This window comes from Metabacillus indicus, from assembly GCF_046603695.1.
Classification (GTDB): domain Bacteria; phylum Bacillota; class Bacilli; order Bacillales; family Bacillaceae; genus Bacillus_P; species Bacillus_P indicus.
In genome coordinates this window covers 2,749,827-2,775,675 of the sequence record NZ_CP176757.1, presented here as the reverse complement: position 1 = coordinate 2,775,675, position 25,849 = coordinate 2,749,827, and the positions used below count along the sequence as shown (strand labels likewise).

32 protein-coding genes, 1 tRNA gene, 2 pseudogenes and 2 riboswitches are annotated in these 25,849 nt (G+C 43.9%); of the genes and pseudogenes, 24 read left to right on the top strand and 11 right to left on the bottom strand.

The window, feature by feature from the left end; genetic code table 11:
* Nucleotides 1–78 precede the first annotated feature (78 nt).
* Nucleotides 79–525: a hypothetical protein gene (locus ACK1LH_RS14290; protein ID WP_029279692.1), complete on the bottom strand. Its 447-nt coding sequence runs from the start codon at nucleotides 523–525 to the stop codon at nucleotides 79–81.
* An 81-nt stretch (nucleotides 526–606) separates the two neighbouring features.
* On the opposite strand from ACK1LH_RS14290, the gene ACK1LH_RS14285 reads away from it, so the two are divergent.
* Both ACK1LH_RS14285 and ACK1LH_RS14280 read left to right on the top strand, forming a co-directional pair.
* Entirely contained in the window at nucleotides 607–1,239 is a 633-nt protein-coding gene (locus tag ACK1LH_RS14285; RefSeq protein ID WP_203288084.1) for an MBL fold metallo-hydrolase, read from the top strand.
* A gap of 8 nt (nucleotides 1,240–1,247) precedes the next feature.
* Nucleotides 1,248–2,336 carry a class I SAM-dependent methyltransferase gene (locus tag ACK1LH_RS14280; protein ID WP_411333452.1) on the top strand — a complete coding sequence of 363 codons (1,089 nt, stop codon included), beginning with the start codon at nucleotides 1,248–1,250 and terminating at the stop codon, nucleotides 2,334–2,336.
* A 54-nt stretch (nucleotides 2,337–2,390) separates the two neighbouring features.
* Here the strand turns inward: ACK1LH_RS14280 and ACK1LH_RS14275 are convergent, their stop codons facing one another.
* Nucleotides 2,391–2,636: a DUF2626 domain-containing protein gene (locus ACK1LH_RS14275; RefSeq protein ID WP_029279699.1), complete on the bottom strand. Its 246-nt coding sequence runs from the start codon at nucleotides 2,634–2,636 to the stop codon at nucleotides 2,391–2,393.
* A gap of 270 nt (nucleotides 2,637–2,906) precedes the next feature.
* Between ACK1LH_RS14275 and ACK1LH_RS14270 the strand changes: the two genes are divergently transcribed.
* Nucleotides 2,907–3,287: a Spx/MgsR family RNA polymerase-binding regulatory protein gene (locus ACK1LH_RS14270; protein WP_035207135.1), complete on the top strand. Its 381-nt coding sequence runs from the start codon at nucleotides 2,907–2,909 to the stop codon at nucleotides 3,285–3,287.
* 182 nt (nucleotides 3,288–3,469) lie between these two features.
* The gene (locus ACK1LH_RS14265) at nucleotides 3,470–3,718 is read left to right on the top strand and encodes a hypothetical protein (protein ID WP_029279703.1); all 249 of its coding nucleotides are present in this window, start codon (nucleotides 3,470–3,472) and stop codon (nucleotides 3,716–3,718) included.
* Nucleotides 3,719–3,846: 128 nt separating this feature from the next.
* Here the strand turns inward: ACK1LH_RS14265 and ACK1LH_RS14260 are convergent.
* Nucleotides 3,847–3,918 (bottom strand) — tRNA-Gln (locus tag ACK1LH_RS14260).
* A gap of 196 nt (nucleotides 3,919–4,114) precedes the next feature.
* On the opposite strand from ACK1LH_RS14260, the gene comGA reads away from it, so the two are divergent.
* From comGA to ACK1LH_RS14215, 9 genes are all read left to right on the top strand, one after another.
* A complete protein-coding gene (gene comGA, locus ACK1LH_RS14255) occupies nucleotides 4,115–5,182 on the top strand; it encodes a competence type IV pilus ATPase ComGA (RefSeq protein ID WP_029279705.1) in 1,068 nt (355 codons plus the stop codon).
* On the top strand, nucleotides 5,172–6,206 hold the full coding sequence (comGB, locus tag ACK1LH_RS14250; RefSeq protein WP_411333451.1) for a competence type IV pilus assembly protein ComGB: 1,035 nt from the start codon (nucleotides 5,172–5,174) through the stop codon (nucleotides 6,204–6,206). Before comGA ends, comGB begins: the two co-directional genes overlap by 11 nt.
* Before the next feature lie 18 nt (nucleotides 6,207–6,224).
* The gene (gene comGC, locus ACK1LH_RS14245; protein WP_029279709.1) at nucleotides 6,225–6,536 is read left to right on the top strand and encodes a competence type IV pilus major pilin ComGC; all 312 of its coding nucleotides are present in this window, start codon (nucleotides 6,225–6,227) and stop codon (nucleotides 6,534–6,536) included.
* Nucleotides 6,514–6,963 carry a competence type IV pilus minor pilin ComGD gene (comGD, locus tag ACK1LH_RS14240; RefSeq protein ID WP_029279711.1) on the top strand — a complete coding sequence of 150 codons (450 nt, stop codon included), beginning with the start codon at nucleotides 6,514–6,516 and terminating at the stop codon, nucleotides 6,961–6,963. The genes comGC and comGD overlap by 23 nt, the downstream gene beginning before the upstream one ends.
* On the top strand, nucleotides 6,950–7,258 hold the full coding sequence (locus ACK1LH_RS14235; protein ID WP_029279712.1) for a hypothetical protein: 309 nt from the start codon (nucleotides 6,950–6,952) through the stop codon (nucleotides 7,256–7,258). The genes comGD and ACK1LH_RS14235 overlap by 14 nt, the downstream gene beginning before the upstream one ends.
* The gene (comGF, locus tag ACK1LH_RS14230) at nucleotides 7,143–7,682 is read left to right on the top strand and encodes a competence type IV pilus minor pilin ComGF (protein ID WP_267881654.1); all 540 of its coding nucleotides are present in this window, start codon (nucleotides 7,143–7,145) and stop codon (nucleotides 7,680–7,682) included. Before ACK1LH_RS14235 ends, comGF begins: the two co-directional genes overlap by 116 nt.
* On the top strand, nucleotides 7,679–8,053 hold the full coding sequence (gene comGG / locus ACK1LH_RS14225) for a competence type IV pilus minor pilin ComGG (RefSeq protein WP_029279716.1): 375 nt from the start codon (nucleotides 7,679–7,681) through the stop codon (nucleotides 8,051–8,053). Before comGF ends, comGG begins: the two co-directional genes overlap by 4 nt.
* A 73-nt stretch (nucleotides 8,054–8,126) precedes the next feature.
* A complete protein-coding gene (locus ACK1LH_RS14220; RefSeq protein WP_029279717.1) occupies nucleotides 8,127–8,645 on the top strand; it encodes a shikimate kinase in 519 nt (172 codons plus the stop codon).
* A gap of 25 nt (nucleotides 8,646–8,670) precedes the next feature.
* Nucleotides 8,671–8,850, top strand: a complete 180-nt coding sequence (locus tag ACK1LH_RS14215) for a YqzE family protein (RefSeq protein WP_029279719.1) — start codon at nucleotides 8,671–8,673, stop codon at nucleotides 8,848–8,850.
* A 57-nt stretch (nucleotides 8,851–8,907) separates the two neighbouring features.
* Here the strand turns inward: ACK1LH_RS14215 and ACK1LH_RS14210 are convergent, their stop codons facing one another.
* Entirely contained in the window at nucleotides 8,908–9,231 is a 324-nt protein-coding gene (locus ACK1LH_RS14210; RefSeq protein WP_029279721.1) for a DUF3889 domain-containing protein, read from the bottom strand.
* A gap of 66 nt (nucleotides 9,232–9,297) precedes the next feature.
* On the opposite strand from ACK1LH_RS14210, the gene ACK1LH_RS14205 reads away from it, so the two are divergent.
* The 3 genes from ACK1LH_RS14205 to ACK1LH_RS14195 all read left to right on the top strand — a co-directional run bounded on the left by ACK1LH_RS14205 (nucleotide 9,298) and on the right by ACK1LH_RS14195 (nucleotide 10,275).
* Complete coding sequence (locus tag ACK1LH_RS14205; protein WP_029279723.1) at nucleotides 9,298–9,510, top strand: hypothetical protein; 213 nt, start codon at nucleotides 9,298–9,300, stop codon at nucleotides 9,508–9,510.
* A gap of 271 nt (nucleotides 9,511–9,781) precedes the next feature.
* Nucleotides 9,782–10,063 (top strand): DUF5658 family protein, encoded by a 282-nt coding sequence (locus tag ACK1LH_RS14200; RefSeq protein WP_235728219.1) that lies wholly within the window; start codon nucleotides 9,782–9,784, stop codon nucleotides 10,061–10,063.
* A gap of 14 nt (nucleotides 10,064–10,077) precedes the next feature.
* The gene (locus ACK1LH_RS14195) at nucleotides 10,078–10,275 is read left to right on the top strand and encodes a hypothetical protein (RefSeq protein ID WP_029279727.1); all 198 of its coding nucleotides are present in this window, start codon (nucleotides 10,078–10,080) and stop codon (nucleotides 10,273–10,275) included.
* Between the two features lie 56 nt (nucleotides 10,276–10,331).
* Here ACK1LH_RS14195 and ACK1LH_RS14190 read toward each other — a convergent pair whose 3' ends face one another.
* From ACK1LH_RS14190 to ACK1LH_RS14175, 4 genes are all read right to left on the bottom strand, one after another.
* Complete coding sequence (locus ACK1LH_RS14190) at nucleotides 10,332–10,667, bottom strand: helix-turn-helix domain-containing protein (RefSeq protein WP_029279729.1); 336 nt, start codon at nucleotides 10,665–10,667, stop codon at nucleotides 10,332–10,334.
* A gap of 103 nt (nucleotides 10,668–10,770) precedes the next feature.
* Nucleotides 10,771–10,896 (bottom strand): anti-repressor SinI family protein, encoded by a 126-nt coding sequence (locus tag ACK1LH_RS14185; protein WP_081414163.1) that lies wholly within the window; start codon nucleotides 10,894–10,896, stop codon nucleotides 10,771–10,773.
* 31 nt (nucleotides 10,897–10,927) lie between these two features.
* Nucleotides 10,928–11,014: riboswitch (cyclic di-GMP riboswitch) on the bottom strand.
* 296 nt (nucleotides 11,015–11,310) lie between these two features.
* The gene (locus ACK1LH_RS14180; protein ID WP_029279731.1) at nucleotides 11,311–12,105 is read right to left on the bottom strand and encodes a YqhG family protein; all 795 of its coding nucleotides are present in this window, start codon (nucleotides 12,103–12,105) and stop codon (nucleotides 11,311–11,313) included.
* A 3-nt stretch (nucleotides 12,106–12,108) separates the two neighbouring features.
* On the bottom strand, nucleotides 12,109–13,785 hold the full coding sequence (locus tag ACK1LH_RS14175; RefSeq protein ID WP_029279732.1) for a DEAD/DEAH box helicase: 1,677 nt from the start codon (nucleotides 13,783–13,785) through the stop codon (nucleotides 12,109–12,111).
* Between the two features lie 304 nt (nucleotides 13,786–14,089).
* A riboswitch (glycine riboswitch) is annotated at nucleotides 14,090–14,182 on the top strand.
* Between the two features lie 166 nt (nucleotides 14,183–14,348).
* Between ACK1LH_RS14175 and gcvT the strand changes: the two genes are divergently transcribed.
* The 3 genes from gcvT to gcvPB are packed head-to-tail and all read left to right on the top strand — an operon-like array spanning nucleotide 14,349 to nucleotide 18,277.
* Nucleotides 14,349–15,452, top strand: coding sequence for a glycine cleavage system aminomethyltransferase GcvT (gene gcvT, locus ACK1LH_RS14170; protein WP_029279734.1), 1,104 nt, complete (start codon nucleotides 14,349–14,351; stop codon nucleotides 15,450–15,452).
* A gap of 25 nt (nucleotides 15,453–15,477) precedes the next feature.
* A complete protein-coding gene (gcvPA, locus tag ACK1LH_RS14165; protein ID WP_035207106.1) occupies nucleotides 15,478–16,824 on the top strand; it encodes an aminomethyl-transferring glycine dehydrogenase subunit GcvPA in 1,347 nt (448 codons plus the stop codon).
* Entirely contained in the window at nucleotides 16,817–18,277 is a 1,461-nt protein-coding gene (gcvPB, locus tag ACK1LH_RS14160; protein ID WP_029279738.1) for an aminomethyl-transferring glycine dehydrogenase subunit GcvPB, read from the top strand. The genes gcvPA and gcvPB overlap by 8 nt, the downstream gene beginning before the upstream one ends.
* Nucleotides 18,278–18,315: 38 nt before the next feature.
* On the opposite strand, the gene ACK1LH_RS14155 is transcribed toward gcvPB, so the two are convergent.
* Nucleotides 18,316–18,687: a rhodanese-like domain-containing protein gene (locus ACK1LH_RS14155; RefSeq protein WP_035319304.1), complete on the bottom strand. Its 372-nt coding sequence runs from the start codon at nucleotides 18,685–18,687 to the stop codon at nucleotides 18,316–18,318.
* Nucleotides 18,688–18,906: 219 nt separating this feature from the next.
* Between ACK1LH_RS14155 and ACK1LH_RS14150 the strand changes: the two genes are divergently transcribed.
* The 5 genes and pseudogenes from ACK1LH_RS14150 to ACK1LH_RS14130 all read left to right on the top strand — a co-directional run bounded on the left by ACK1LH_RS14150 (nucleotide 18,907) and on the right by ACK1LH_RS14130 (nucleotide 24,423).
* Nucleotides 18,907–19,743, top strand: coding sequence for a biotin/lipoate A/B protein ligase family protein (locus ACK1LH_RS14150; protein ID WP_029279742.1), 837 nt, complete (start codon nucleotides 18,907–18,909; stop codon nucleotides 19,741–19,743).
* A 317-nt stretch (nucleotides 19,744–20,060) separates the two neighbouring features.
* Nucleotides 20,061–21,500, top strand: a pseudogene (locus ACK1LH_RS14145) (vitamin B12-dependent ribonucleotide reductase); the annotation flags it as partial.
* A gap of 259 nt (nucleotides 21,501–21,759) precedes the next feature.
* Nucleotides 21,760–22,875, top strand: a pseudogene (locus tag ACK1LH_RS14140) (hypothetical protein); the annotation flags it as partial.
* 130 nt (nucleotides 22,876–23,005) lie between these two features.
* A complete protein-coding gene (gene mntR, locus ACK1LH_RS14135; protein WP_029279748.1) occupies nucleotides 23,006–23,437 on the top strand; it encodes a transcriptional regulator MntR in 432 nt (143 codons plus the stop codon).
* A gap of 113 nt (nucleotides 23,438–23,550) precedes the next feature.
* Nucleotides 23,551–24,423: a patatin-like phospholipase family protein gene (locus ACK1LH_RS14130; RefSeq protein WP_029279750.1), complete on the top strand. Its 873-nt coding sequence runs from the start codon at nucleotides 23,551–23,553 to the stop codon at nucleotides 24,421–24,423.
* Nucleotides 24,424–24,441: 18 nt separating this feature from the next.
* Here ACK1LH_RS14130 and ACK1LH_RS14125 read toward each other — a convergent pair whose 3' ends face one another.
* Entirely contained in the window at nucleotides 24,442–24,816 is a 375-nt protein-coding gene (locus ACK1LH_RS14125; protein WP_029279751.1) for an SA1362 family protein, read from the bottom strand.
* A gap of 43 nt (nucleotides 24,817–24,859) precedes the next feature.
* The gene (locus ACK1LH_RS14120; RefSeq protein ID WP_029279753.1) at nucleotides 24,860–25,807 is read right to left on the bottom strand and encodes a DUF1385 domain-containing protein; all 948 of its coding nucleotides are present in this window, start codon (nucleotides 25,805–25,807) and stop codon (nucleotides 24,860–24,862) included.
* Nucleotides 25,808–25,849 lie beyond the last annotated feature (42 nt).

The window sequence follows — 25,849 nt, the reverse complement described above, 5'->3', positions numbered from 1 at the left end:
TAGCCCCCTGACGTATGTAAGTCGTTTCATAAAATCATGAAGAAAAGCAAAATATTCCTTTTAATAGTTTAAACGTTTTCATTCTGTTTGTCGAGGCCCGAATTCTATACAGACCCCATATGAATCAGCCATTTTTTTCATGAGCTCGAAATTGTCTGCATCAGTGAATAAAACGCTGTCATTCTCTGCAATCAAGTGCTCCTCTGTCTGAAGTCTGCACATTTGTTTCTGGAGAGGATCGCCGCTTGTGAGTCTGAACGAAAGGATCATCTCTGAAAGGAAATAATGGCGGCCGGCTTCACTTGTAAAGCCATAGTCAGTAAATGTACCGTACAGCACACTCAGATCTGTCTGCAGCAGCTCATGCACATCTTCTATCAGAGTATGCTTTTCTTCTTTCAGCTTTGAGACAAGACGGCTGCAGTCTGTTACCGTGATCATATCCGCTCTGTCTATCCAGTCATATTCCTGAATAGCTTCAGCAGAGGCACCACTGGTCCATTCGATTCCCCATAATCTTTTCACCCTTTTTCAGCCCCTCCTTCTTTTAGTTGTTTCCCTTTTTAGTGTAGAATAGAAAGAAAATGCATGCAACGGGGTGTTTATATGAACTGGGAGCAGCTTCCTTTAGGTCCTCTCCAAACAAATTGCTACATCATCTCTAACCGCGAAAAAGAATGCCTGGTCATTGATCCGGGGAGCGAAGGAAATAAATTGATTCAGCACCTGCAAAAACGTGGCCTAAAGCCAATGGCAGTGCTTCTGACACACGCCCATTTTGATCATATCGGCGCTGTTGACGACGTGCGCAATGAATACAAAATTCCTGTCTACATACACAGACTTGAAAAAAAGTGGCTTGGAAATCCCGCTAAGAACGGGTCAAACGCTTTTCTTGGACAGTCCATTGCAGCTGAAGATGCCGACTATCTAATTGATGAGGAAACCATTCTGAATGCAGGGTCTTTTTCCTGCAAAGTGCTGGAAACGCCGGGCCACTCACCGGGAAGCATTTCCTTTTTCTTTGAGGAAAGCGGATTTGTCGTCTCCGGAGATGCTCTGTTTGCGGGCAGCATTGGCCGGACGGATCTTCCTGAAGGCAATCATCGCCAGCTGATTAAAAGCATCCATGACAAACTGCTGAACCTTCCTGAAGACACGGTCGTGCTGCCTGGGCATGGACAGGATACAACGATAGGAGCCGAAATGGACAGCAATCCATTTTTAAACGGTTTTTAGGAACTGCCATGAAACAGCTTGTCTTCGATCTGATTGACCGGCAGGGGGGCTCTATTTCCTATGCGGAGTATATGAACCTTGTCCTCTATCATCCTGAGCACGGCTATTATTCAAGTACCCGGCAAAAGATAGGAAAAGGCGGAGACTTTTACACCTCGAGCAATGTTTCGGATGTTTATGCGAAAGTGTTTGCAGCCTTTTTTTCCAGGATGGTTGAAAAAGACCTCGCTGAACCGGCGTTTTGTGAAATCGGCGGGGGCACAGGTAGATTTCTGGAAGCACTTCTTTTGGAATGGAAAAATTGTTCACCTCGTACTTATGAGGCTTTAACGGTTATTTCTGTTGAAGGAAGCGGATTTCACAGAAACCTTCAAATGGAAAGATGCGCAGATCTTGCCGTTTCTGTTCAGGAGCAGCTTCCGGAAAATTTCAGAGGGATCATCTTCTCAAATGAACTGTTTGATGCCTTCCCTGTACATGTAGTTGCCAAAATAGATTCACAGCTGTTTGAAGTGAAAGTAGCATATAAAAATGGCGCGCTAGTTGAAGAATTCGAGCCTCTCAAGAATGAAGAGATTGCTTCCTTCCTGCTGTGGCAGAATATTGAGCTCTCAGAAGGCCAGCGCTTTGAAGTGCCGCTGGCTATGCTCAGCTATATGCGGATGCTGGATCATGCTTGTGAGGCTGCTGTCATCGCAATGGCGGACTATGGCTATACAAACGCAGAGTGGCACACTCCTGCAAGAAAGCAGGGGAGCATGAGGGGATATTTCAGACATCAAATGATGCCGCCGCTTCTTCACCCGTTTGAAATGGATATAACAACACATATCCATTTTGATGCGTATGAGAAAAAAGCGGAAGAGCTTGGGTGGAACCTGCTCGTGAAAGAAAGGCAGGATCAGTTTCTGATGAATGCGGGAATTCTTTCATTTCTCCATGAGCATTCCCACAGGGATCCTTTCAGCCCGTCTGCCAAACAAAACAGAGCTGTAAGAGACCTGATCATGCCAGGCGGCATCAGTTCTGCGTTTCATGTGTTTCTGCATGGCAAAGGTATTGAGCGCCTGACTGATGACATTTATAAAAAATGGTGACCTGCATTTTGCAGGTCACCATTTTTGTTTTAATAAGTTTGTTGGGGTTTGATCTTAGTGACCGCCTTGCCCAGGAACCATCATAAATGTAGTCCAATATGTAAAGCCCACGAAGAAAATCGTTAAATATGCGCCGAACACGTAAATGTACATGCGCTCAGAAAGTTTAAGATAAGATAAAAACACGAAAAATCCCGTCTGACCGAAGAATAATAATGAAGTCGTTTTCATATCTCCCAGGTAAAACATGACAGCGAAGATGCCAGTCCAGAAGCCTAATACTCGGAACATGCGATCCATATGTCAATCCCTCCTTTGTTTAAGTCCCTAAGTCCATCACTTTTTTTATTATAAAGTACGTCCAACGTCCTTGTAAATAGCGTTTACATTCTAGAAGTACCAATTATGTCACAAAGTGTAAACAAACCTAAAAAAAAGTTTGTTGAACTCGAGGCTTATTGCTGTACAAAAGTTAAACAATTGCTATACAATTGGTTTATACAAGTTGAACAGCTGCCGTCTAAACAAAATTGATCATAAAAAAACAATATAAAATGGGAGATGAAGACAATGAACGAATTGGTTTTTTATAGTTATCCGAGCTGTACATCATGCAGAAAGACAAAGCATTGGCTTAAGGCACATAACGTTGATTTCAATGAAAAACATTTGTTTCGCGAAACTCCTACTTATTCAGAACTTCAAAAAATCCTTCAGCTTACAACAGACGGCATGGATGAGATTCTGGCGACCCGCAGCCAGACATACAAGGAACTGAACCTGGATATAGATGAACTGCCGCTTTCAGATGTGATAAAACTGATCATCGACGAGCCCAAACTACTTAGAAGGCCTATTATCACAGACGGAAAAAAACTGGTCGTCGGCTATAATCCTCAAGCCCTGACAAAGCTTTCTAAAAAGAAAGAAGTACAAAAATCCGTTTCATAAAAAGCTCTCCCGTTCTTTATAGGGAACAAAATAATAAGAATTCATGAGAATTATGCAGAAATACCTAGTAATGATGTGATAATTTAAAAATTTGCCCGAATTTGAAGATTTTCATTTCAGCCTTTTCTTTGTATAGTGAATACAGATGGTTCATTATAAAGAACGAAAAGGGTGGAATGATGATGACAGAAATTCAATTTTTCTTAGAAGGCATTGGCAACCGGAATGTAGCAACAGACTACTCCAGCCCGAATTTTATTACAGATGAGTCAAGCATTGAAAAAGCTTCCAAAGAGTTTGCTAAAAAGAACAAGCTGAAATATATAGAATATGAAATCCTGAACAGCGGGTACAGGGTTTACTATCTAAAACCGTCATTGCTCAAATCTAAGAGGAAGCCATATATTTATTATGCGAAAAGAAACGCTTAAAAAACCTGCGGATATGTTTTTATCCGCAGGTTTTTTTGTGTTAAGGGGGGCTGTGCAAAGGTTGAACAGCCGTTTCGGCGTTTCCTTATCTGACTCCCGGAGCTAAACGGAAGGCTCCGCTTTTCGTACTGGGCTAGCTGGATTCGAACCAGCGCATGACGGAGTCAAAGTCCGTTGCCTTACCGCTTGGCTATAGCCCATTAAAGACTTTATACAGTATGGGCAAAACTGGTAAAATTATTCATTGCCGCTCTATTTTTTGTTTTTCTTCAAGGGGAAAATGAGGTTTTCGCCCTTATAGAACTCCTGATTTGTCCCGAAAATTGACTTTTCGGTATGTGCGCTTTCTCTTTAAATGAGGTAGTCTTTCAGTAGCCGCACAGAAAGGAGGAAATCATGAATTCCATCGAATTGCTCAGTGAAAGAATTGTTGAAGAAGCCTGTGAGCTTAACGCTTCTGATATTCATTTTGTTCCCAGGGAAACAGACGCGGTCATTCAATACAGAATCGATGATGATCTCATTGAAAAAAGGATTATCCGCAAAGAGGTCTGCGGCAGGATTATTGCCCATTTTAAATTTCTTGCCTCTATGGATATTGGCGAGAGAAGGAGGCCGCAAAACGGTTCACTTGCTCTGTCAAATGAGGCAATCAATGTTCAGCTTCGCATGTCCACTCTTCCTACCGTATTTGAAGAAAGTCTAGTGATCAGAATCCTCCCGAATGATTGCATTCCTTCCGTTACCAAACTGTCGCTTTTTCCGCAGTCCGCACAAAAACTTCTCTCTTTTCTAAACCATTCCCACGGTTTAATGGTTTTTACGGGTCCAACCGGTTCCGGAAAAACAACGACTCTCTATTCTCTCATTCATTATGCCAAAAAACATTTTAACCGGAGCATTATAACGCTTGAGGATCCGGTTGAAACGAAAAGCTCCGAGGTTCTGCAGGTACAGGTTAATGAAAAAGCGGGGATCACGTATGCGGTCGGGCTGAAGGCCATACTCAGGCACGACCCGGATATCATAATGGTCGGTGAGATCAGAGACCGGGAAACTGCACAAATTGCAATCAGGGCAGCGCTCACAGGACATTTGGTTCTGTCGACGATGCATACAAGAGATGCCAAAGGCGCGATTTACAGAATGCTTGAATTTGATGTAAGCCTGTCTGAAATTGAGCAGACCTTTCTAGCTGTCGTTGCTCAGAGGCTTGTCGGTGTCAAATGTCCATTTTGCGAGGGCGAATGCTCACCGCAGTGTAAAAAAATGAGAAACGTCAGGAGACTTGGAATCTTTGAAATGCTGTACGGGAAAAACCTTACACTTGCCATAAAAGAAGCACGCGGGGAAAAGGTCGAATGTGATTATGCCACCTTAAAGGATGCGATAAAGAAGGGGATTGCCCTGGGGTACTTGCCGTCTTATGCTCTTCATAAGTGGATGTATGCCTATGAAGACTAAAAAAAGATGGAGCCTTAAGGATCAATCGCAATTTCTGAAGAGGATGAGCAATCTTTTAGAAAAGGGCTATACACTAAATGAAGCGTTAAAATTTACTTCTATTGATCTTCGCGCAGATAAAAGCGGGGATGTGGCTCATTGTCTGCGAAGGCTCTCTGCAGGTCAGTCGATCCGTTCGGCTTTTGAAGAATTATCCTTTCACCGTGAAGTTCTAAGCTATTTGTATTTTGCCGAGAAGCACGGGGATCTGGATGCCGCCTTCAAAGAAGCTGGAGATATGCTCAGCAGAAAAGTCGTGCAGCGCGAAAAATGGCAGAAGGTTATGCAATATCCTCTTTTTCTCTTCTTCACAATTGGCATTCTCTTTTACCTCTCACAATCTGTCATTGCCCCTCAGTTTCAGCAGATCTACCATTCCATGAACCTTGAACCCAGTTTTTTGACACATTTTCTGTTTTTCCTGTTTGAAGCAGTAAAATCAGCGGTGATTGGAAGCCTCGTCCTGCTGATGCTTGGCGGTGTTTATTACATGGTCCGGCTGAGAGCCTTTAAACCTCAGAGAAAAATGAGATTTATGCTGAAAATTCCGGTATGGAAAAAAATCATTGTCCTCATTAACAGCTACTATTTTGCCCTGCAGCTGAGCAACCTCCTGAAAAGCGGTTTATCGATTTATGAATCTCTCAAGGTTTTTGAACATCAGAATTTTCTTCCGTTTTACAGAGATGAGGCCAAATGGTTTATTGAACATTTAAAAAAGGGGGAGAGATTTGAAACCCTCATAAGCCATAACTGTTTTTACGAAAAGGAAATGAGTCAGGTCGTCGGCCATGGACAAGCAAATGGAAGGCTTGCAAGAGAGCTGTATACATACAGCCAGTTTGTTCTTGAAAGGCTTGAAGACAAAACAATGAAATGGCTGCTGATGATTCAGCCTGCAGCCTATATAACCGTGGGAATTACAGTGCTGATCATGTATCTGTCAATGATTATGCCCATGTATCACATGATGGAAGCTTTATAACGGGAAAGGAGTCTGATTATGGTTAAAAATGAAAAGGGATTTACACTGATTGAAATGCTTATTGTCCTTCTTGTCATATCCGTCCTGCTTTTGATCACCATTCCCAATATTACAAAGCATCACGCAAACATCCAGAGCAAAGGATGTGAAGGGCTAAAAAATACGGTTCAGGCCCAAGCCTCCGCCTATCAGATTGAAACGAAAAAGACTGCGACGATCGAAGCCCTTGTGACGGCAGGGTACCTTGAAGAAGCACCTGCATGTCCAAATGGCACGGCGCTTACTATTGATTCGGAGGGAAAAGTCGGTGAGGCGTCTGCAGCCGAATAAAGGGTTCACGCTTATGGAAACCGTCATCGTAATCAGCATCGTTACTGTGATGACAGGGACGGCTGTTTTCATCCTTCAGCCATTTCAAAGTCAAAAGCCTGCTCAGCTTTTCTTCAAGACTCTTGAACAGGATCTTTTATATGCCCAGCAGTACGCTATTTCAAATAAAAAAACGATCGTCCTGTTATTTGACCCTGCTAACCACAGGTATATAGGTACAGAAGGGGGGATATCCCCGAAGAGACTCTATACCGTTTCGTATGATTCCGATATCCTGCTAACGCCTTCCACGATGGAAGCGAGAGTTCAGTTTACTCCTGACGGGAGGCTCTCTGACAGCGGCACGATTGTCATGCAATACCGCAAAAAACGATATAACATGATTTTTTACATGGGGATGGGGAGGATGGGCGTTGAGGAACGATAGCGGCACTACATTGGCTGAGACGGTTATGGCTTTTAGCATCTGGTCTATGATTTCGCTGATTTTGATCCCTGCCTCTATGTATATCAGTCAGGAACGGGAAAAAACGCGCCTTAAACATGAAGCAGTCACTGAATTGCAGTCAATCATTGAAAAGCGCGCGTATAAGGAAGGAGAACACAATGAAGAAGGAAAGGATATCAGCTGGAGTGCTTCGGGAGAGCTCGAAAAAGCATGCATTGAGTGGAGCTACAAAGGCAAGCTCGAAACGGAATGCCTCTATTCTTTCAGACCATAGCGGTTTTACGTTCTTGAATATGCTGTTTTCTTTCAGTATATTCGCTGTGATTACAGCATCGTCAGCTCTGCTTATTCCCCATCTATACAGAGTGTCGGAAGATAAACGGGACATAAATCCGCTGGAATGGGAGATCTTTCAGCAGCAGGCAGCCATTGAATTCAGAGAAGGCACCGGCTTCAAAGTCCAGGACCAAATGCTTTCATTTACCTCGAAAACGGGAAGAAGCATTGAATTTGAAAAGTATGGAACGATGATTCGTAGACAGGTGAATAACACCGGCCACATTATTTGCTTGAGACATGTGAAGGATATGCAATTCACCCAAATCGAAGGGGGAGCCCTGCTCACAGTTGTCAGTACTTCAGGCAAAACCTACAGGTGCACATTCAGAAGCTTTTTAGGATTGAAGCGGTCTGGATGAGAAATGAAAAAGGATTTATCCTGCCGTCTGTTTCAATGATCGCATTCTTTATCTTGCTGATCCTCCTTCACCAGACAGCAGTATTCACAGCAGAAAAAAAGTTTTACAGCGAGAGAGAACGTTCAATGATTCTTGAGAATCTGCTCCTTTGCGGTGTTCAGCATTCGATGCAGTCCATTGCTGATCAAGAAGGGGTAAACCACTATGAAATAAAGACGGACGATGGTTCCATCACTTATACGGCTGCTGAAAAAGGTGAAGGCGAACTGCTGGTATCACTTGCTGCAAAACTTAATACAGGCCATTTTTCATCAGCAAAATATACGTACAATCTGAATTCCGGAGAAATGACTGATTGGACGGTCTACTGATTTACCTGCAGAGCAGTTCCCTGCATCCTGATTCTGTGGTAAGGTAGTTGAAAAACAAGCGGAGTGAACAGCAGTGAAGCCAATTTTTATCACGGGATTTATGGGGACCGGAAAAACGACTGTAGGCAAGGTTCTTGCCGAAAAACTCGGATGCCCTGTATTAGATACTGATCAAATGATTGAACACGCAGCAGGAAAGCAGATCAAAGACATCTTTAAAGAAGACGGGGAAGAGGTGTTCCGTTCACTAGAAACACAGATGATTGAGCGTGCGCCTTCCGAAAATGCTGTGATAACGACAGGCGGCGGACTGCCTGTGCGCAAAGTGAACAGGGAAAAAATGAAAGAGAGCGGCATTGTGATTTTCCTTCAAACCGATCTTGATGTCATTTTTGAACGTGTGCAGCAGGATGAAAACCGGCCGCTAGCTTCAAAAGCTTCAAAAGAAGAGCTTTCATCGCTCTATGAGTCACGCGTAAATGCATATGAGGACTGTACGATAAAAATCAAAACAGAGGGAAAAACCATAGAACAGCTGGCAGATGAACTGATTGAACGTATAAAAGAGCTGGAAACGCGGCATACTAGCTAAAAAGTGCGTATGAGGTGTGTTTGCAGTGTCTACGAATGATTATGTGAAATATATGACTCAGCAGCTGGTCAGATATATGGATACTCCAAAAGAAGAGCGGAAGGCAATAAAAACAATGCGAAAAACGGAGAAGTCGCCGTTTGCAAGCAGGTGGTTCGGTATCCTTCCCTTTGCATTTATGTTTTTCTTAAAAAGAAGAAAATAGCTTCAATGAAAGAAGGTACCCTGGAGAGAGGTACCTTCTTTCGTGTTCTACACCGGTTTAATCCGCTTCTTCCAGAACCTGTATCTTTTTGATTTTTTCTGTTTTTGCATCGTAAGAGATGGTGACAAACACCCCGATGTCTTTCATTCCCTCGCGCAATGTCACCTTGTATTGTTTGACCGTCTGATTTTTCTTGGTGTTGTCCCAGATTTTTTGGGTAAACAATACTTGTGAGAGCGGATATCTTTTTTTCGTTTCTTTCACCGCTACGTTTTTCCAGTCTGTATGCTTTTCCGCATAAACATTTGCTGATTGTGAAACCAAAGCCGGCTGCAGACCGTATATAAGGAGAAGCAGCAAAAGCAAAATGGTTTTCCTCATGATATTCACCGTCCTTGTTAGTTATTTTTTCCAAAAAACATGCTGCTATTCAAAGGGGGATTTAAAATGGGATTTTTCTTAATGGTTGTATTTGTCGGAATTTTGGCAGTAATGGGGATCGCTGGTGATAACAAAAAAAGGAGCAGGCACAGGGACTCCTCTGGTTATACGTATACGAGTTCAGACAATGGCAGAGACTGCCATTCTGATTCTGGATTCTTCGGCGGCGGGGATTCAGGCGGGGGAGACTGCGGCGGCGGTGGCGGCGGAGGAGATTGAGAAAGAGGGGGCCTGCAAAGACAGGCTTTTTTGTTTTTAATGAAGAATGCGGCATGCTAGTGATTGTTCTTTATAATGTTTAAATTTAGTAAGATTATTAAAGAAAATTGGAGGAAATCGGCGGTAAACGTTCTTTAAAAAGAAAAATAGCGGAATTTGAACCTGTTTTTATTCGCTGAAGAGGTATATACTTTTAGTAGACGGATTAAGTTTGCTCTTTTTGTTCTTTATTAAGAATAAAGGCGGAAATGTGTTGAAGGCACTCTTTTTGATGTTAGCAGCTTTAAATGGTATGGACGCAGCATTGACCCTTGCCGGTCTGCATTATGAGCTGATTACAGAAGCCAATCCTGTTATGAGGATTCTGTATGAGATACATCCTGCGGTATTTACATGTAGTAAGCTGTCATTTTCATTATTTCTGCTTTTGTTTGTTTTCACGGGGCGTGTGCCGTCATCACCGATAATTAAAGTCCTTTCAATTGCCGCTGCATTTCTGTATTCTGCTGTTCTTTTGGCTCATTTGCACTGGATCCGGCTGCTGATTGGATGAAAAGGGGAAAAGCGATGTATAAAAAACTTTGCAGTCAGTGCTATCAGCCATCTTTCAGCAGCAGCAAATCATATCAGTGGATTTGTCCTGTCTGTTCAAAGGATCTTACCTCCCATAAAGCGATACAGGCTGTTCACGCTGTAAAGAAAATACCGCTGTCAGCCTATCAGCAAAATATGGGAACAGGATACGAATTTGACAGAAAAGGATAGCGTACGTAAAAACAGCACCATACAAAAGGGGTAAGAAGACCTTTTGCATGGTGCTGTTATTTTTCCTGGTTCATTTTCCAGCGGTTAAATTCAAGAAACTCTCTGAACTGATCCTTTGTAACACCTGAATCCATTGCCTCTTTGACCAGATTTGCCCAATCATGATCAAGGTTTGCCTGTTTCATGTTTTGTGACTGGTCTTCAAGAATAAGTGTATTCATTGAGACCCCAAGGACGGAAGAGACTTTTTCGAGAAATTGAACAGAAGGATTTGACTGCAGGTTCCGTTCGATTGAGCTTAAATATGATTTGGCAACTCCGGCCCGATCGGCAAGCTCTGATAGTGACAGTCCACGTTCTTTGCGGTATTTTCGTATGCGTTCACCAATCATATAATCACCTTCCCAGTCGTATTATAGCATATAGCGAAGGGATTGTTATATATACAGAACGAATTTACGAAAAAAAAATACAGACTGCAGCTGTTTGTCAACTTTAAACTGTTTGCGTTTTCAAAAACTCTCTGATTTCCTCTTTGCTGATACCCATCTCCAAAGCCGACAGAATCAACTCTTTCCATTCCTGATCAAGCTTTTGAAACTCCTCCATTAACACTTCCATTGTAACTCCTCCTAAAATACGCAATAGTATTTCAGGCAGTCCAGCCATCATAGCTCCGTAGAACGTTAGATCTGTGACTTTGCGTCCCGGCTTTTCAGCAGGTTTGCCTTTGTCTGATTATGTGTAACTCTGACACTGCATCAAAAACAAAGTATTTCTTTTGTCACTTCGTGTTGTCTATCTAATTTACTACTAGTATAAAATTTCATTTTCATTTATTGTGCTGAAATATGTCGAGAGAAAAAAATATTTTCATTTTTTTCAAAAAATTACTAGTAATTAGAATTATATTCCTTTTATATGGGCATTTTGGCTTGATTTTACTGTTTTCTTCGACAGCCATTCTTCAGCAAAAATAAAAAGGCAAAAAATGATTTTATGACACCAAAATCATTTTTTGCGCAAATTTTGACATTAAGCGAGGGCAGTCCTCGATAAATAGAATAACCCGCCGTTTGTAATCGAGACATGAATGTGAGGATCATACAGCTCTTTCAAGGCTTCTTTTTCAAGATGGTACGATTCTGGTTTTTCTTCAAGATCTTCATAAAAATGGCTTAGCAGCATCATATCTGAATTCCAGCGCTGTCTTGCATCATCAGCCCAGGTGTGGTCATCCTGTTCAAATTTAGCTTGTATATAATTTTGAATTCGCAAGAGGCCGCTTTGAACTTTAATCATTGGCGAAGTTGTAAAACACAAATCAGGAATTCTGGGAGTGAGGGCCATGTTTTCCAAATGATCCTGAAAATCTTCTATGATGGCTCCGCTGATCAGGTGAAGTCCAATGGAATAGAGATGATCTTTTTTCTTGTCGCTCTGATAGGATACCATGACATTTACACCCAGCCATGGATGCAGGGACTGAGAGCTTCCCGTGTTCGGCGGGTTTTCATAGAGGCGGATATGGCCTCCGAATTTTTTGGCAGTCCGGAAAATCTGGTGCAGTCTTGGTGCTCCGAAGTGCATGATTTCCCCTTTCAAATCAGCTGGTGCCCGTTTGGCATCTGTTATTAAAGTCAGCTGCATCGGACTCGGCACACCGCCTGTTTTCTCAAGATATGTCCAGTAAAACGGCCTGTTCATCAATTCTTTATCCATGTCCACTGTCAGCTGGATCGTCATATAGCCAGGCTGTTTTTCTGTAATGTCACATGAATTGGCCGTGAAAAAGGTTTCAAGGAACTCGCTGATCTGCTGCTGCTGCATTGGTTATCCCTCCATTCTCTGTTTTGTGTGTTCCTGTTCTGCAGAATGCAGGATGGATGTCAGGTTTTCCATCTTAATTTTCATTTCTCCATCGCTTTTAGATTTAAACAGGATGTCCTGCAGGTGATCTTCGAAATTGGATATCTCAAGTTTTGTCAGTATTTCATCAAGCTCGCCGATGACTTTTTCAAACAGGTTGATTTTTTCATAGAGAAGTTTCAGAATGTGCTCTTCAACGGTGTTTTTTGTTGCCATATTATAAATGTGGACATCTTTTTCCTGCCCGAGACGGTGAATCCGTCCAATCCGCTGTTCAAGCCGCATCGGATTCCAGGGAAGATCATAGTTGATAATGTGATTGCAGAACTGCAGGTTGATTCCTTCCCCGCCAGCTTCTGTCGCAATCAGTACTTGAACCCGGTTTTTGAAAAGGTCTTTCATCCAGTCTTTTTTGCCCCTCTTGAATCCTCCCCTGAAAGGAACAGATGAAATGCCGTGCTGCTGAAGAAACCACTGAAGATAAAACTGGGTGGCCCTGTATTCTGTAAAAATGATGACTTTGTCATTGATTTGCTGAATCAGTTCAACCGTCCGCTGTGCTTTGGAATTTCCGTCAACTTCATTAATGCAGTTCATCAGCTCTTCAATGACAGAGTCTGGAAGAGGGGATGCTTCGCCTTCGGGGCGCTCGGCCATTTTTTTCAGCGTCATGTAGACAGCTTCCCTGCTTGAGCATGCCTCTCTTTGCAGCGTCATGATTGAAAACGTGCTGGCGGAAGAGGCGCCGAATGTTTTGAGACGTGATATAGCCGTATACAACTGGCGCTCACTCTCAGACAGCTCGATCGGAACGGTCTCAACATGTCGTTTAGGCCATTCAATGCCCGTATCTCCTCTGCGGTTTCGGATCATGACTTTGTTCACGAGTTCCTGAAGGTGCTCATGGTGTTCCAAAGAGCGGTTCTTGGCAGAAAATACTTCTGAAAAATAAGCTTCGTTGCCTAAATGTCCGGGCTTCAGCAGAGATACAAGGTTAAAAATCTCTTCTACGCGGTTTTGAATGGGCGTTGCAGTAAGAAGCAGGCAGTATTTCTTTTTCAGGCTCTGAACAAATTCATAGTTTTTCGTTTTGCTGTTTTTCAGTTTATGAGCTTCATCGATGATCACCAGGTCGTACTGCTGGTTAAGAACAATTTCCCGGTGGGGGCTTCTTTTTGCCGTATCAATGGAAGAGACCACTACATCGCAGGCTTCCCATACGTAGCTTTTCTTTTGCTCAACGGCTGGAATATAGAACTTTTCATGAAGCTCTCTTGCCCACTGGGAAACAAGAGAGGCAGGAACGAGGATGAGAATTTTCTTAGCGAGTCCCCGAATCATATATTCCTTGACGATGAGGCCTGCTTCAATTGTTTTTCCAAGTCCTACCTCATCTGCAAGGATGGCCTTTCCGTTCATGTTTTCCACCACCTGCCTTGCAACCTCCAACTGATGGGGAAGAGGAGTGAAGTCTGTCAGGTGATTTGGAGCTTGAAGCCCTTCAAAGGAAGGAACAATCAGGTGCTTTTGCACGGCGCATGCTAATTTGTAATTCTCCCAGCTGGCCCACGGACCGTCGTCATCAAGCTTTTTAAGAAATATATCTTGCCACGCGGAGTCAAATTTCAGTTTAACGTTCATGATTGACAGCCCTTTCAAAAAAGAGTAGATCTTTCTCTATTGTTCACGTTAAGTGGTAAAATAGCAGGTTATCACAATGGATTAGATGAAAAGACAGTAAAACACGAACATTCCAATGTGTTTTAAACAAAACATTTGTGAAAAAAGTGATTGATGAATAAAGACCTTAATGGTAGGATGTTAATAAGTAAGAAAGTTGCTAACTTACTCAGTTTTCAGTCAGCAGGCTTCTTATGTCAAAAATGTCATAATGTCTAAAATGTCTACTTATCAGTATCACCAATTAATGAAAAAATATGAGCGGATGAGAGCAAGGGGAGAGACTGCAGCATACGCATGCAGCGCCGAAGGAGCAAACTGATGTGAATCTCTCAGGCAAAAGAACTCTTGCTTGACGCAACTCTGGAGAGAGTTTGTGAAAGCGGCAAACCACCAAAGGGGAAAGCTCGGCCATTTTATTAGGCCGGGTAAACTTTCAGGTGCAGGGACAGAGACTTCCATTAAAGGGAGTTCTCTGTCCTTTTTTTGATGAAAAAAAGAGGATCATACCGGGAGGCGATGAAATGGCGGATTTAAAGCGGACACCGCTTTTTGACTTATACAAAGAGCAGGGTGCAAAAACGATTGATTTCGGCGGCTGGGACTTGCCGGTGCAGTTTTCTTCTATTAAAGAAGAACATGAAGCTGTTCGCGAAAGAGCAGGCTTGTTCGATGTATCCCACATGGGGGAAATTGAAGTGAGGGGCACTGGCAGCCTTGCATTTCTTCAAAAAACAATGACAAACGATGTTGCTCTTTTAAAAGACGGAGGAGCGCAGTATACCGCTATGTGCTATGAAGACGGCGGAACGGTGGATGATTTATTAATCTATAAAAAATCAGATGTGCATTATCTCCTTGTAGTGAATGCATCCAACATTGAAAAGGATTTTGATTGGCTGAACTCCCAGCTGTTCGGGGACACGGAACTGCACAATGTATCTTCAGATGTCGCCCAGCTCGCTATCCAGGGACCGCTTGCTGAGTCAATCCTTCAAAAACTCACGGATACAAATTTAAGTGAAATCAAGTTTTTTAAATTCAAAGATGACGTAAACATTGCAGGAGCCTCTGCTCTTGTATCAAGAACAGGCTATACAGGTGAAGATGGTTTTGAGATTTACTGCGCCGCGTCAAAAGCTCCTGAGCTTTGGAAAGCGATTTTGGAAGCCGGAAAAGAAGATGGTCTGCTGCCATGCGGACTTGGCGCCCGTGATACGCTTCGCTTTGAAGCGAACCTGCCGCTCTACGGACAGGAACTTTCCAAAGTTATTACCCCGATAGAAGCAGGCATCGGATTTGCCGTGAAACCGAACAAGGAAAGTGATTTCAACGGCAAAGCTGTGTTAAAGGATCAAAAAGAAAACGGACCGGACCGAAAGCTTGCCGGAATTGAAATGATCGATAAAGGCATACCGCGATACGGCTATGAGGTGTTTGCAGGAGAAGAGCAGATCGGGGAAATTACAACCGGCACACAATCTCCTACACTTAAAAAGAATATCGGTTGGGCACTGCTTAAGAAAGAATTTGCCGAGCCCGGCACTGAAGTGGTTGTTCAAGTACGTAAAAAACGCTTGAAAGCAGTTGTCGTGCAGACGCCTTTTTATAAGCGACCAAAAAAATAAACCGGGTTGAAAGGGGAATACATCCATGAAACATCGTTACTTGCCGATGACAGAGCAAGATCAGCAGGAGATGCTTCAAGCTGTCGGAGTAGCATCAATTGATGAGCTTTTTCAAGACATTCCTGAAAGTGTTCGATTTAAGGGCGAATACAGCATCAAGAAGGCTAAATCGGAAACAGAGCTAATGAAAGAGATGAGCGCGCTTGCTGCTAAAAATAAAGACCTAAGAAGCAATGCCTCTTTCCTTGGAGCGGGAGTGTATGACCATTACATGCCGATTATTGTGGATCATGTGATTTCAAGATCGGAGTTCTATACGGCCTACACGCCGTATCAGCCTGAGATTTCACAGGGCGAACTGCAGGCAATCTTCGAATTTCAGACGATGATCGCAGAGCTTACAGGCATGGATGCAGCCAACTCTTCTATGTATGACGGCGGAACGTCACTTGCTGAAGCGGCTATGCTTGCCTGCGGACAGACGAAAAAGAAAAAGGTCATTGTGTCAGGAGCCGTTCATCCGGAAAGCAGAGATGTGCTGAAAACGTATGCAAAAGGACAGTACATTGAAGTGGTGGAAGTGCCTGTCAAAAACGGCGTCACAGATCTTGAGGCATTAAAGCAGGAAATGTCTGATGATGTAGCAGCGGTCGTAGTTCAATATCCTAACTTCTTCGGCCAGATTGAACCTCTTAAGGACATTGAGCCAATTGCCCATACAGGCAAAAGCATGTTTATCGTCTCTTCCAACCCGCTCGCCCTTGGAGCTTTAACACCTCCGGGAGCATTCGGCGCGGACATTGTTGCCGGCGACGCTCAGCCGTTTGGTATCCCAACAGCATTTGGCGGCCCGCACTGCGGCTATTTTGCTGTCACTCAGAAACTGATCCGCAAAGTGCCAGGCCGTCTTGTCGGACAGACAAAGGATGACCAGGGACGCAGAGGATTTGTTCTCACGCTTCAGGCACGCGAACAGCATATCAGACGTGATAAAGCGACATCAAACATCTGTTCAAATCAGGCTTTGAATGCACTTGCAGCGTCTGTTGCCATGACAGCGCTCGGAAGAAAAGGAGTCAAAGAAATGGCTCTGCAGAATATCCAGAAAGCAAACTACGCTAAAAAGGCATTTAAAGAAAAAGGCTTTGACGTGCCATTTGACGGACCGATCTTCAATGAGTTTGCCGTTAAATTAAATAAACCGGTGAAAGAAGTGAATGCCCGCCTGATTGAAAAGGGCATCATCGGAGGCTTCGATCTTGGCAGCGTATATCCTGAGCTTGAAAATCACATGCTCGTAGCTGTGACAGAACTTCGCACGAAAGAAGAAATCGATCAACTTGTTTTGGAATTGGGGGATGGACATGAATAACGAGAATCAGCCATTGATTTTTGAACTGACAAAGCCTGGAAGAACAGGCTACAGCCTGCCTGATATGGATATTCCCGAACAATCAGCAGATGAACTCATTCCCGCTGACTATCTCCGCACAGAGGAAGCTGAACTGCCGGAGGTATCAGAGCTTGATATTATGAGGCACTATACAGCTCTTTCAAAGCGCAATCATGGAGTGGACTCAGGCTTTTATCCGCTTGGCTCATGCACGATGAAGTACAACCCGAAAATAAACGAAAATGTTGCCCGCATGGCAGGGCTTGCCCATATCCATCCGCTTCAGGATGAAAGTACCGTACAGGGAGCTCTTGAGCTGATGTATGACCTTCAGGAGCACCTTGTAGAAATTACAGGAATGGATGAAGTCACGCTTCAGCCGGCAGCGGGTGCCCACGGAGAGTGGACCGGACTTATGATGATCCGTGCGTATCACGAAGCAAACGGCGACACTGGACGCACAAAGGTCATCGTACCTGATTCTGCACACGGAACCAATCCTGCATCTGCTACAGTGGCAGGTTTTGAAACGGTCACTGTTAAATCAAATGAACATGGACTCGTCGATCTTGAAGATCTGAAGCGTGTAGTAGGAGATGATACCGCTGCGCTGATGCTCACAAATCCGAATACGCTGGGTCTGTTTGAGGAAAATATTCTGGACATGGCAAAGATCGTGCATGATGCAGGCGGCAAGCTGTACTATGACGGAGCCAACCTAAACGCCGTACTAAGCAAGGCTCGTCCCGGAGATATGGGATTTGACGTGGTTCACTTAAATCTCCACAAAACGTTTACCGGGCCGCATGGCGGCGGAGGACCGGGTTCAGGTCCTGTCGGTGTAAAAGCAGATCTGATTCCGTATCTTCCTAAGCCTGTTCTTGTGAAACGTGATGACAAATATGCATTTGACTATGACAGACCTCAGTCCATCGGAAGAGTCAAGCCGTTTTACGGCAACTTCGGAATCAATGTGCGTGCATATACGTATATCCGCACAATGGGGCCAGACGGCTTAAAAGCAGTGACAGAGTATGCGGTTCTGAATGCAAACTACATGATGAGAAGACTTTCAGAAGCCTATGATCTGCCGTTTGACAGACACTGCAAGCATGAGTTTGTTTTATCAGGAAAACGCCAGAAAAAACTCGGAGTGCGCACGCTTGATATCGCAAAGCGCCTTCTTGACTTCGGCTACCATCCGCCGACGATCTACTTCCCGCTTAATGTCGAGGAGTGCATCATGATTGAACCGACGGAAACAGAGTCAAAAGAAACACTTGATTCATTCATTGATGCTATGCTTCAAATTGCGAAAGAAGCAGAGGAAAACCCAGAAATGGTTCAGGAAGCTCCTCATACAACCGTTGTTGGACGTCTTGATGAGACAACGGCAGCACGCAAGCCGATTCTCCGCTATCAGAAGCAATAAGAAAAAGGATTCGCCGCTGGCGAATCCTTTTTTGTTATTTACTTCTTCGTCTTAATTCTTCCGCTCCAGCCCTTAAAGCCGCCTTTTAATGTGTAAAGATCTGAATAGCCCTTTTTCTTAAGCATCTGCGCTGTGCGTCCGCTTCTTACTGTGTTTTGGCAATAAAGATAAACAGGCTGGTCTTTGCGGATTTCTTTATGGCGCTGTCTCATTTGTGACATTGGGATGTTTCTTGCGCCAAGAATATGGCCGCCTTCAAATTCGTTCGGCTCGCGGACATCAATGAGCTGAGCCTTTCTGTATCCTGCACGGAATTCCTCTTCCGTTAATGTTTTCATAATTTTACGCTGGTAAAAATAAGAGAAGATTGTGTAGGCTGCAATTGCGCCGACTAAAATTAATAAGAAAATCCATGTTGTCAAGCTGACCCGACTCCTTTTTTATACCCTTTATGCGGGCTGGTTCATGTAAACTTCTGTTTATTGGACAAGTATAATTATATAAGAGCAGGGTCAAATTGTCATCCATGAATCAGAGTTATTTATTTTCATCCTGGAATTCTTTTTGATAGACTATGATAGCGGAATGTATTTAACAAACAGCCTAAGCATGAAAAATGGGGTATGAACATGGAGAAAGAAATTTGGAGATTTATTGATTCGGGCAACTGCTCTCCTGCTTACAATATGGCGCTTGATGAGGTGCTGCTTGAGTGGAACAGCGAAGGGAACTTTCCGCCTGTCATCCGTTTTTACGGATGGAATCCTGCGACACTTTCTGTCGGTTATTTCCAGAAGGCGGAAAAAGAAATTGACTTTGAAGCTGTTAAACGAAATGGGCTCGGCTTTGTGCGCAGGCCAACAGGGGGCAGAGGCGTTCTGCATGATAAAGAACTTACATACAGTGTCATTGTTTCAGAAGACCATCCGGAGATGCCGAAGACCGTTACAGAAGCATACCGGGTGATCTCAGAAGGAATTCTTCAGGGATTCAGAGAGCTTGGCCTTGATGCTTATTTCGCGGTGCCGAGAACGGAGGAAGAGAAGCAGGGGCTTAAAAATCCGCGTTCAGCGGTTTGCTTTGATGCACCCTCCTGGTATGAGCTTGTCGTTGAAGGCAGGAAAGTTGCAGGCAGTGCACAGACACGTCAAAAAGGCGTGATTCTCCAGCACGGATCGATTCTGCTTGATCTTGATGAAGATCTTTTGTTCAGCCTGTTTAAGTACCCGAGTGACAGGGTAAAAGAACGAATGCAGAAGAACTTTAAAAATAAGGCAGTAGCAGTGAATGCTCTCAGAGAGACGAAAGTAACGATTGAAGAGGCGAAAGAGGCGTTTAGAAGAGGGTTTGAAAAAGGGCTGAATATTAAGCTCGAATCGTATAAACTGACTGACGAAGAACACGCTGCAGTTATGAAACTGGCAGCTGAAAAATATGAATCGGATGAGTGGAATTATAAACGATAAGCGGCTGAAATAAGTCGCTTTCGTTTATTTTTATTTTCTAGTTATTTCTATGTGTTCCTTATTTTTCTAGCTTTCTGTTCGATTCGAAATTTGCAAGCGACAAATTACTTCAAAAAAAGTGATTTTCAATCTCCTATCTTCTTTATTCTCTTTTTTTCACACTCAATTACGAAGTTTGTAATTTGACAAAATAACAGCAGACTGACTTTTTATCCATATATAGTATTGTCGAACGAAAAAGAAACACTATATATTGATAAACGGATGGCTGTGTGATAAATTAAATCAAGTACAAAGATAATAGGGGAGTTGTTTGAATGACCGTTGCACTGAATGAAAATCTGAAACTTGATGTGGACAAGCTTAACCACGATATTTCACTTTTTCCCCAAGTTCATCCGATTACAGAAGATATGAAGCTTACACACAAAGGTGTATCGCGTTTAGTCATGCTTGACAGGTACACATTTAAAGACACTGAAAAGCTGACGCTGTCCAAAGGCGATTTTGTCGTTCTGACAATTAAGGAAGATCCGAAATTCCCGGCAAGAGGCCTCGGGTACATCTTAGATATAGACTGGCAGGCAAAAATGGCGCACGTTCAGGTGGAAGAAGAGTACCGCCTTTCACTTGAAAAGCCTGAAGAAGTAGAATCAGGAGTCATTCACCGCTCTCTTGACGTTATAGAAAAACCGCTTGAAGTATATTACGAGCAAATAGCCAAGCGGAATGCGACAGGTCTTGCATCTGTTGAGAAAACAGAAGAAAAACGCAAGGAATGGTTTGAGAAGTTCTATCAGGAACTCGTCGGCCTGAACTTTGTTCCAGCCGGACGCGTGTTATACGGAGCGGGAGCAGGAACAGATGTGACGTATTTCAACTGCTACGTGATGCCGTTTGTGCAGGATTCACGCGAAGGCATTTCCGAACACCGCAAGCAGGTCATGGAGATCATGAGCCGCGGCGGAGGCGTTGGAACAAACGGTTCAACGCTGCGTCCGAGAAACACCCTTGCAAGAGGAGTCAACGGCAAATCATCCGGGTCGGTATCCTGGCTTGATGACATTGCGAAACTGACTCATCTGGTTGAGCAGGGCGGGTCGCGCAGGGGCGCGCAAATGATCATGCTTGCCGACTGGCATCCTGACATTATTGAATTCATTATTTCCAAAATGCAGAATCCCCGTATCCTGCGTTATCTGATTGAAAATACAAACGATGAAACCATAAAGAAATACGCCCAGGAAAAGCTGAAGTTCAAGCCGCTTACACAGGACGAGGAAGCTATGTATCAAAGCATCGTCAATTACAAGCAGATTCCGGGCTACGGCGGATTTAACGAGAAAATCATTAAAGACGCAGAAGTGAAGCTTGCAGTCGGCGGAACCTATACCGTTCATAATTCAGAATTCCTTACAGGAGCAAACATCTCAGTCACGCTGACAAAGGATTTCATGGATGCCGTTGAAAAGGATGCCGATTACGAGCTGCGCTTCCCTGATGTTGAAAGCTACAATGCAGAGGAAATGAAAGCTTACAATGAAGACTGGCATAACCATGGTGACGTTCGCGAGTGGGAAAAACTCGGCTACAAAGTGCGCACGTACCGTACGATCAAGGCGAAAGAACTTTGGAACCTCATCAACATCTGCGCAACATACTCTGCAGAGCCGGGCATTTTCTTCATTGATAACGCCAATGACATGACAAACGCTAAAGCGTATGGACAGAAGGTAGTTGCAACGAATCCGTGTGGTAGAGCAGCTTGATTTGCCTCACGTTAAAAATTGCGGAATGAAGCGGGAACCCTGAGATGGGAATCCGAACCGAAGGCTAAGCCTAAACGTTTAGTCAGGGGCAACGCATAGGAGATGAACCTGAGAGATCAGAATATAATTCTCCCACGAGGCCGCAACATTACATCAATCAGTATTTTTGTAATGAAAAGATATGCTGAACTTACACGAAGGAGAAGTGTAAGAAGTACGGATAAAAAGCCGTGCGATAACAATATTGGAACAGCCTCTCGCACCATATTCTGTCTGCAACCTTGCTGCAGTGAACCTTGCTGAAATGGCAGACAAAGAAACAAAAACCGTCAATTTCGAAAAACTGAAAAGAACGGTTGAAGTCGGTGTCCGCATGCAGGATAACGTAATCGATGCAACACCGTACTTCCTTGATGAAAATAAAAAACAGGCACTAGGCGAACGCCGTGTAGGTCTTGGTGTTATGGGACTTCACGATCTTCTGATCTACTGTGAAACACAGTACGGTTCTGAAGAAGGCAACGAGCTCATTGACAAGGTCTTTGAAACGATCGCTGTCACTGCGTATAAAGCATCTGTAGAGCTTGCAAAAGAAAAAGGCAGCTTCCCATTCTTGACTGGCGAAACGGCTGAAGAAACGAACAGACTGCGCCAGGCCTTTACTGAGACCGGTTTTATGAGCAAAATGCCGTCTGATATCCTGGAAGATATTAAAGAATACGGTATCCGCAATTCACACTTGCTGACTGTTGCTCCCACGGGATCCACTGGGACGATGGTCGGGGTTTCCACTGGACTAGAACCATACTTCTCCTTCTCTTACTACAGAAGCGGAAGACTTGGCAAGTTCATTGAAGTAAAAGCAGATATCGTACAGGAGTATCTGGATAAAAATCCTGATGCAGATCCGGAGAATCTTCCTGAATGGTTTATCTCAGCTATGGAACTGAGTGCAGAAGCGCATGCAGATGCACAATGCGTCATCCAGCGCTGGATCGACAGTTCAATCAGCAAAACGGTCAACGCTCCTAGAGGATATACGGTGGACCAGGTCCAAAAAGTATATGAGCGTCTGTATAAAGGCGGAGCAAAAGGCGGAACAGTCTATGTTGACGGAAGCCGGGACACTCAGGTCCTTACATTAAAAGCGGAGGAGAATACCTTCTCTGAAACAGAAGAAGCACCGAAAGAAAAAGGCAAAGTTGTTCTTGTGGATACAATCCAGGCTTTGCGCTCCACAAATGTAACAATCGGAAACGAAGTGGGCAATACTTGCCCTGTATGCCGTGAAGGTACAGTTGAGGACATTGGCGGATGCAACACTTGCACAAGCTGCGGTGCACAGCTGAAGTGCGGATTATAAGAAATGGAAGAGCCGGGACATCCGGCTCTTTTCTTGTGCTTCTCCTGCAAGCTTTCTTGTCATGACCTGCAAACTAGTGTACACTTGTAATGATTTCCTATGTTTTGAACGTTTTTTTGGAGGGGACCTCATGCCAACACCAAGTATGGAAGATTATATTGAACAAATCTACATTTTAATAGAAGAAAAAGGATATGCCCGTGTCTCAGACATCGCGGAAGCATTATCCGTTCATCCCTCCTCAGTGACAAAGATGGTCCAAAAACTAGACAAAGATGAATATCTCATATACGAAAAATACCGTGGACTTATTTTGACGCCTAAGGGCAAGAAGATCGGAAAGCGCCTTGTCTACCGTCATGAGCTGCTCGAGCAGTTTATGCGTTTGATCGGCGTGGATGAAGAAAAGATTTACAACGATGTTGAGGGCATTGAGCATCACCTCAGCTGGAACGCCATAGACCGCATCGGAGATCTCGTGCAGTTTTTCGAAAGCGATGAAGCGCGTGTAGATACCCTGCGTGCGATACAAAAACAAAATGAACAGGATAACGAGTCCTGAAAAAGACGAAAGCAGCTGCTTTCGTTTTTTTTCTTGCGCCAAAACTGGAAAAGGTCTATTTCTCCGGCCTTCATCTTACACTATAAGGATAGGAGAAGAGGGGAGGAACTTCTGTGTACATTGATGGTGTCTTCTCTGGCGGCGGCATAAAAGGGTTTGCGCTGATTGGAGCCTATCAGGCAATTGAACAGCGAGGGCTGCAGTTTGTAAGAGTGGCAGGCACAAGCGCGGGTTCAATTGTGGCATCCTTTATCGCAGCAGGATACAGAAGTGATGAAATTATCCGAATGATGGACGATATGGAGCTTGGGAAGTTTCTTGAGAAAAACCCTTCCATTCTTCCATTTAAATTGATGAAATGGCTTAACCTCTATTGGCGCCTCGGTCTGTATAAAGGCGGGAAGCTTGAGGAATGGATAGCAGCCAGGCTGAAGGAAAGGGGCGTTTCCACCTTTGGCGATTTGAGGCCCGGTTCATTAAAGATTGTCGCATCGGATCTCACTAACGGCAGGATCATTGTGCTGCCTGATGATCTCCCCAGATACGGACTTGTTCCCGAGAGGTTTTCAGTTGCGCGAGCTGTGCTGATGAGCTGCAGTCTTCCGTATTTCTTTGAACCTGTTAAGCTGACGAGTGCTGAAGGGACGAATATAGTGGTAGACGGGGGAGTTTTAAGCAACTTTCCGATCTGGCTCTTTAAGGAAAAGGCCAGGCCTGTTATTGGAATCAAGCTAAGCCCGAGAGATGAAGAAAGGCCGAGGAATCAGATTAAAAATGCGATTGAAATGTACGGTGCGCTGTTTGAAACAATGAAAGATGCCCATGATGCCAGGCATGTATCAAGCAGGCATGAGAGAAACATCATTTTTTTGCCGGTAGAAAGCATTCTCACGACAGAATTTGATCTCTCAGAACAAAAAAAACTAGCTCTGATTGAGCTAGGTAGAAGTCGGACGGAACAATTTCTTAAACGCTGGACATATTAATTCAAAAAGAAAAGCAGGTCAGAAAAAAGCCCTGCTTTTCTTTTTGCCTTTTCTGCCTTCAATCACGGTCAGGTGTGAAGCCTGCTTCTTTTTAAGAGCGCTTGTTTTGCTGCTCTTTTTAGGGGCTGACACACTTTTCAAATGGGAGCTGCTCTGATTGCGGTCGCTGAAACGCCTTTTGGACTGTTTAGCAGCTTTGGAATAAGAGGAAGAGTCTTTTCCCATTCTTTGTTTTGTAAAGTAACGGACAACAAAATAGATGATGGCTAGAACAGCAGCAAACACGAGCATTTCTCTGAAGAGGAAGCCGGGCCTGCTGATGAGAGTCACTAAAAACCCGATTCCTCCCAGAGCTAACACAATCATCACAAATGGATTCATTCTTTTTTTCATGAGTCCACCTCCCAAGATGAAAATGAGTTAATGAAGTTTTAGCTTATACAATTTGTTCTGTTTTTATACCTTCTTCTGTTTCTTTTTCCAGGCGGAGCATTTCATTGAAGCTTGCAATTGCGACTTCTGTCTGTTCGTTGTCTGGCTCTTTTGTGGTCAGAAGCTGAAGGCATAAGCCCGGATATCCAAGCCATTTCAGGACAGGCACGTCTCTGAGCTTATTTGTAAACTGCAGCACCTCAAAAGAAATGCCGATCACAACGGGAATAAGCGCCAGTCTGTTCAAAACGCGCACATAAAGCGGTTCAGTGGGAACGAGCATGTAGACGAAAACTCCGACAATCACGGTGAAAAGAAGGAAGCTGCTTCCGCATCTGTAATGAAGGCGGCTGTTGCTCTGTACGTTTTCGACTGTGAGCGGCATACCGTTTTCATAACAGTTAATGACTTTATGCTCTGCACCGTGATACTGGAATACGCGCTTGATCAGCGGTGTAAAGGAAATCGCGTAAATATAGGCAAGCAGGAGAATAAGTTTGAAAAGACCTTCAATCAGGATCTGTGACAAATCCGATGAAAAAACAGGTCTTGTAAGCTCTGCAAGAAAAAGCGGGACAAGCGTAAAGATGAATTTTCCGAATAAAAAGGACAGGACCCCGATTGCTGCAACTCCGAGTATCATCGTCAGCTTTGATTCTTTTTTCGGCTCGTTCAGCTTCTCGTCATCTTCAGGATCAAGGTCGTACCTGTCTGTTGAAAAGTTGAGATGTTTCGTACCATTTGCGCTTGCTTCTATGATTGCTGCGATTCCGCGGATAAATGGTATTTTTTTAAGGGCTGTCAGTGAGCTGCTTGATTTTCTGGGCAGCCGGAAGTAATCAATTTCCTTGTTCTTCCGTCTGATGGCTGTAACATAGTGATGCTTGCCGCCAAACATGACGCCCTCTACTACTGCTTGCCCTCCATATGCGGGCTTGTTCTGCTTTGACATTTTTCACCAACCTACCTATCTATTCTCTTTTTGAGCGGATTT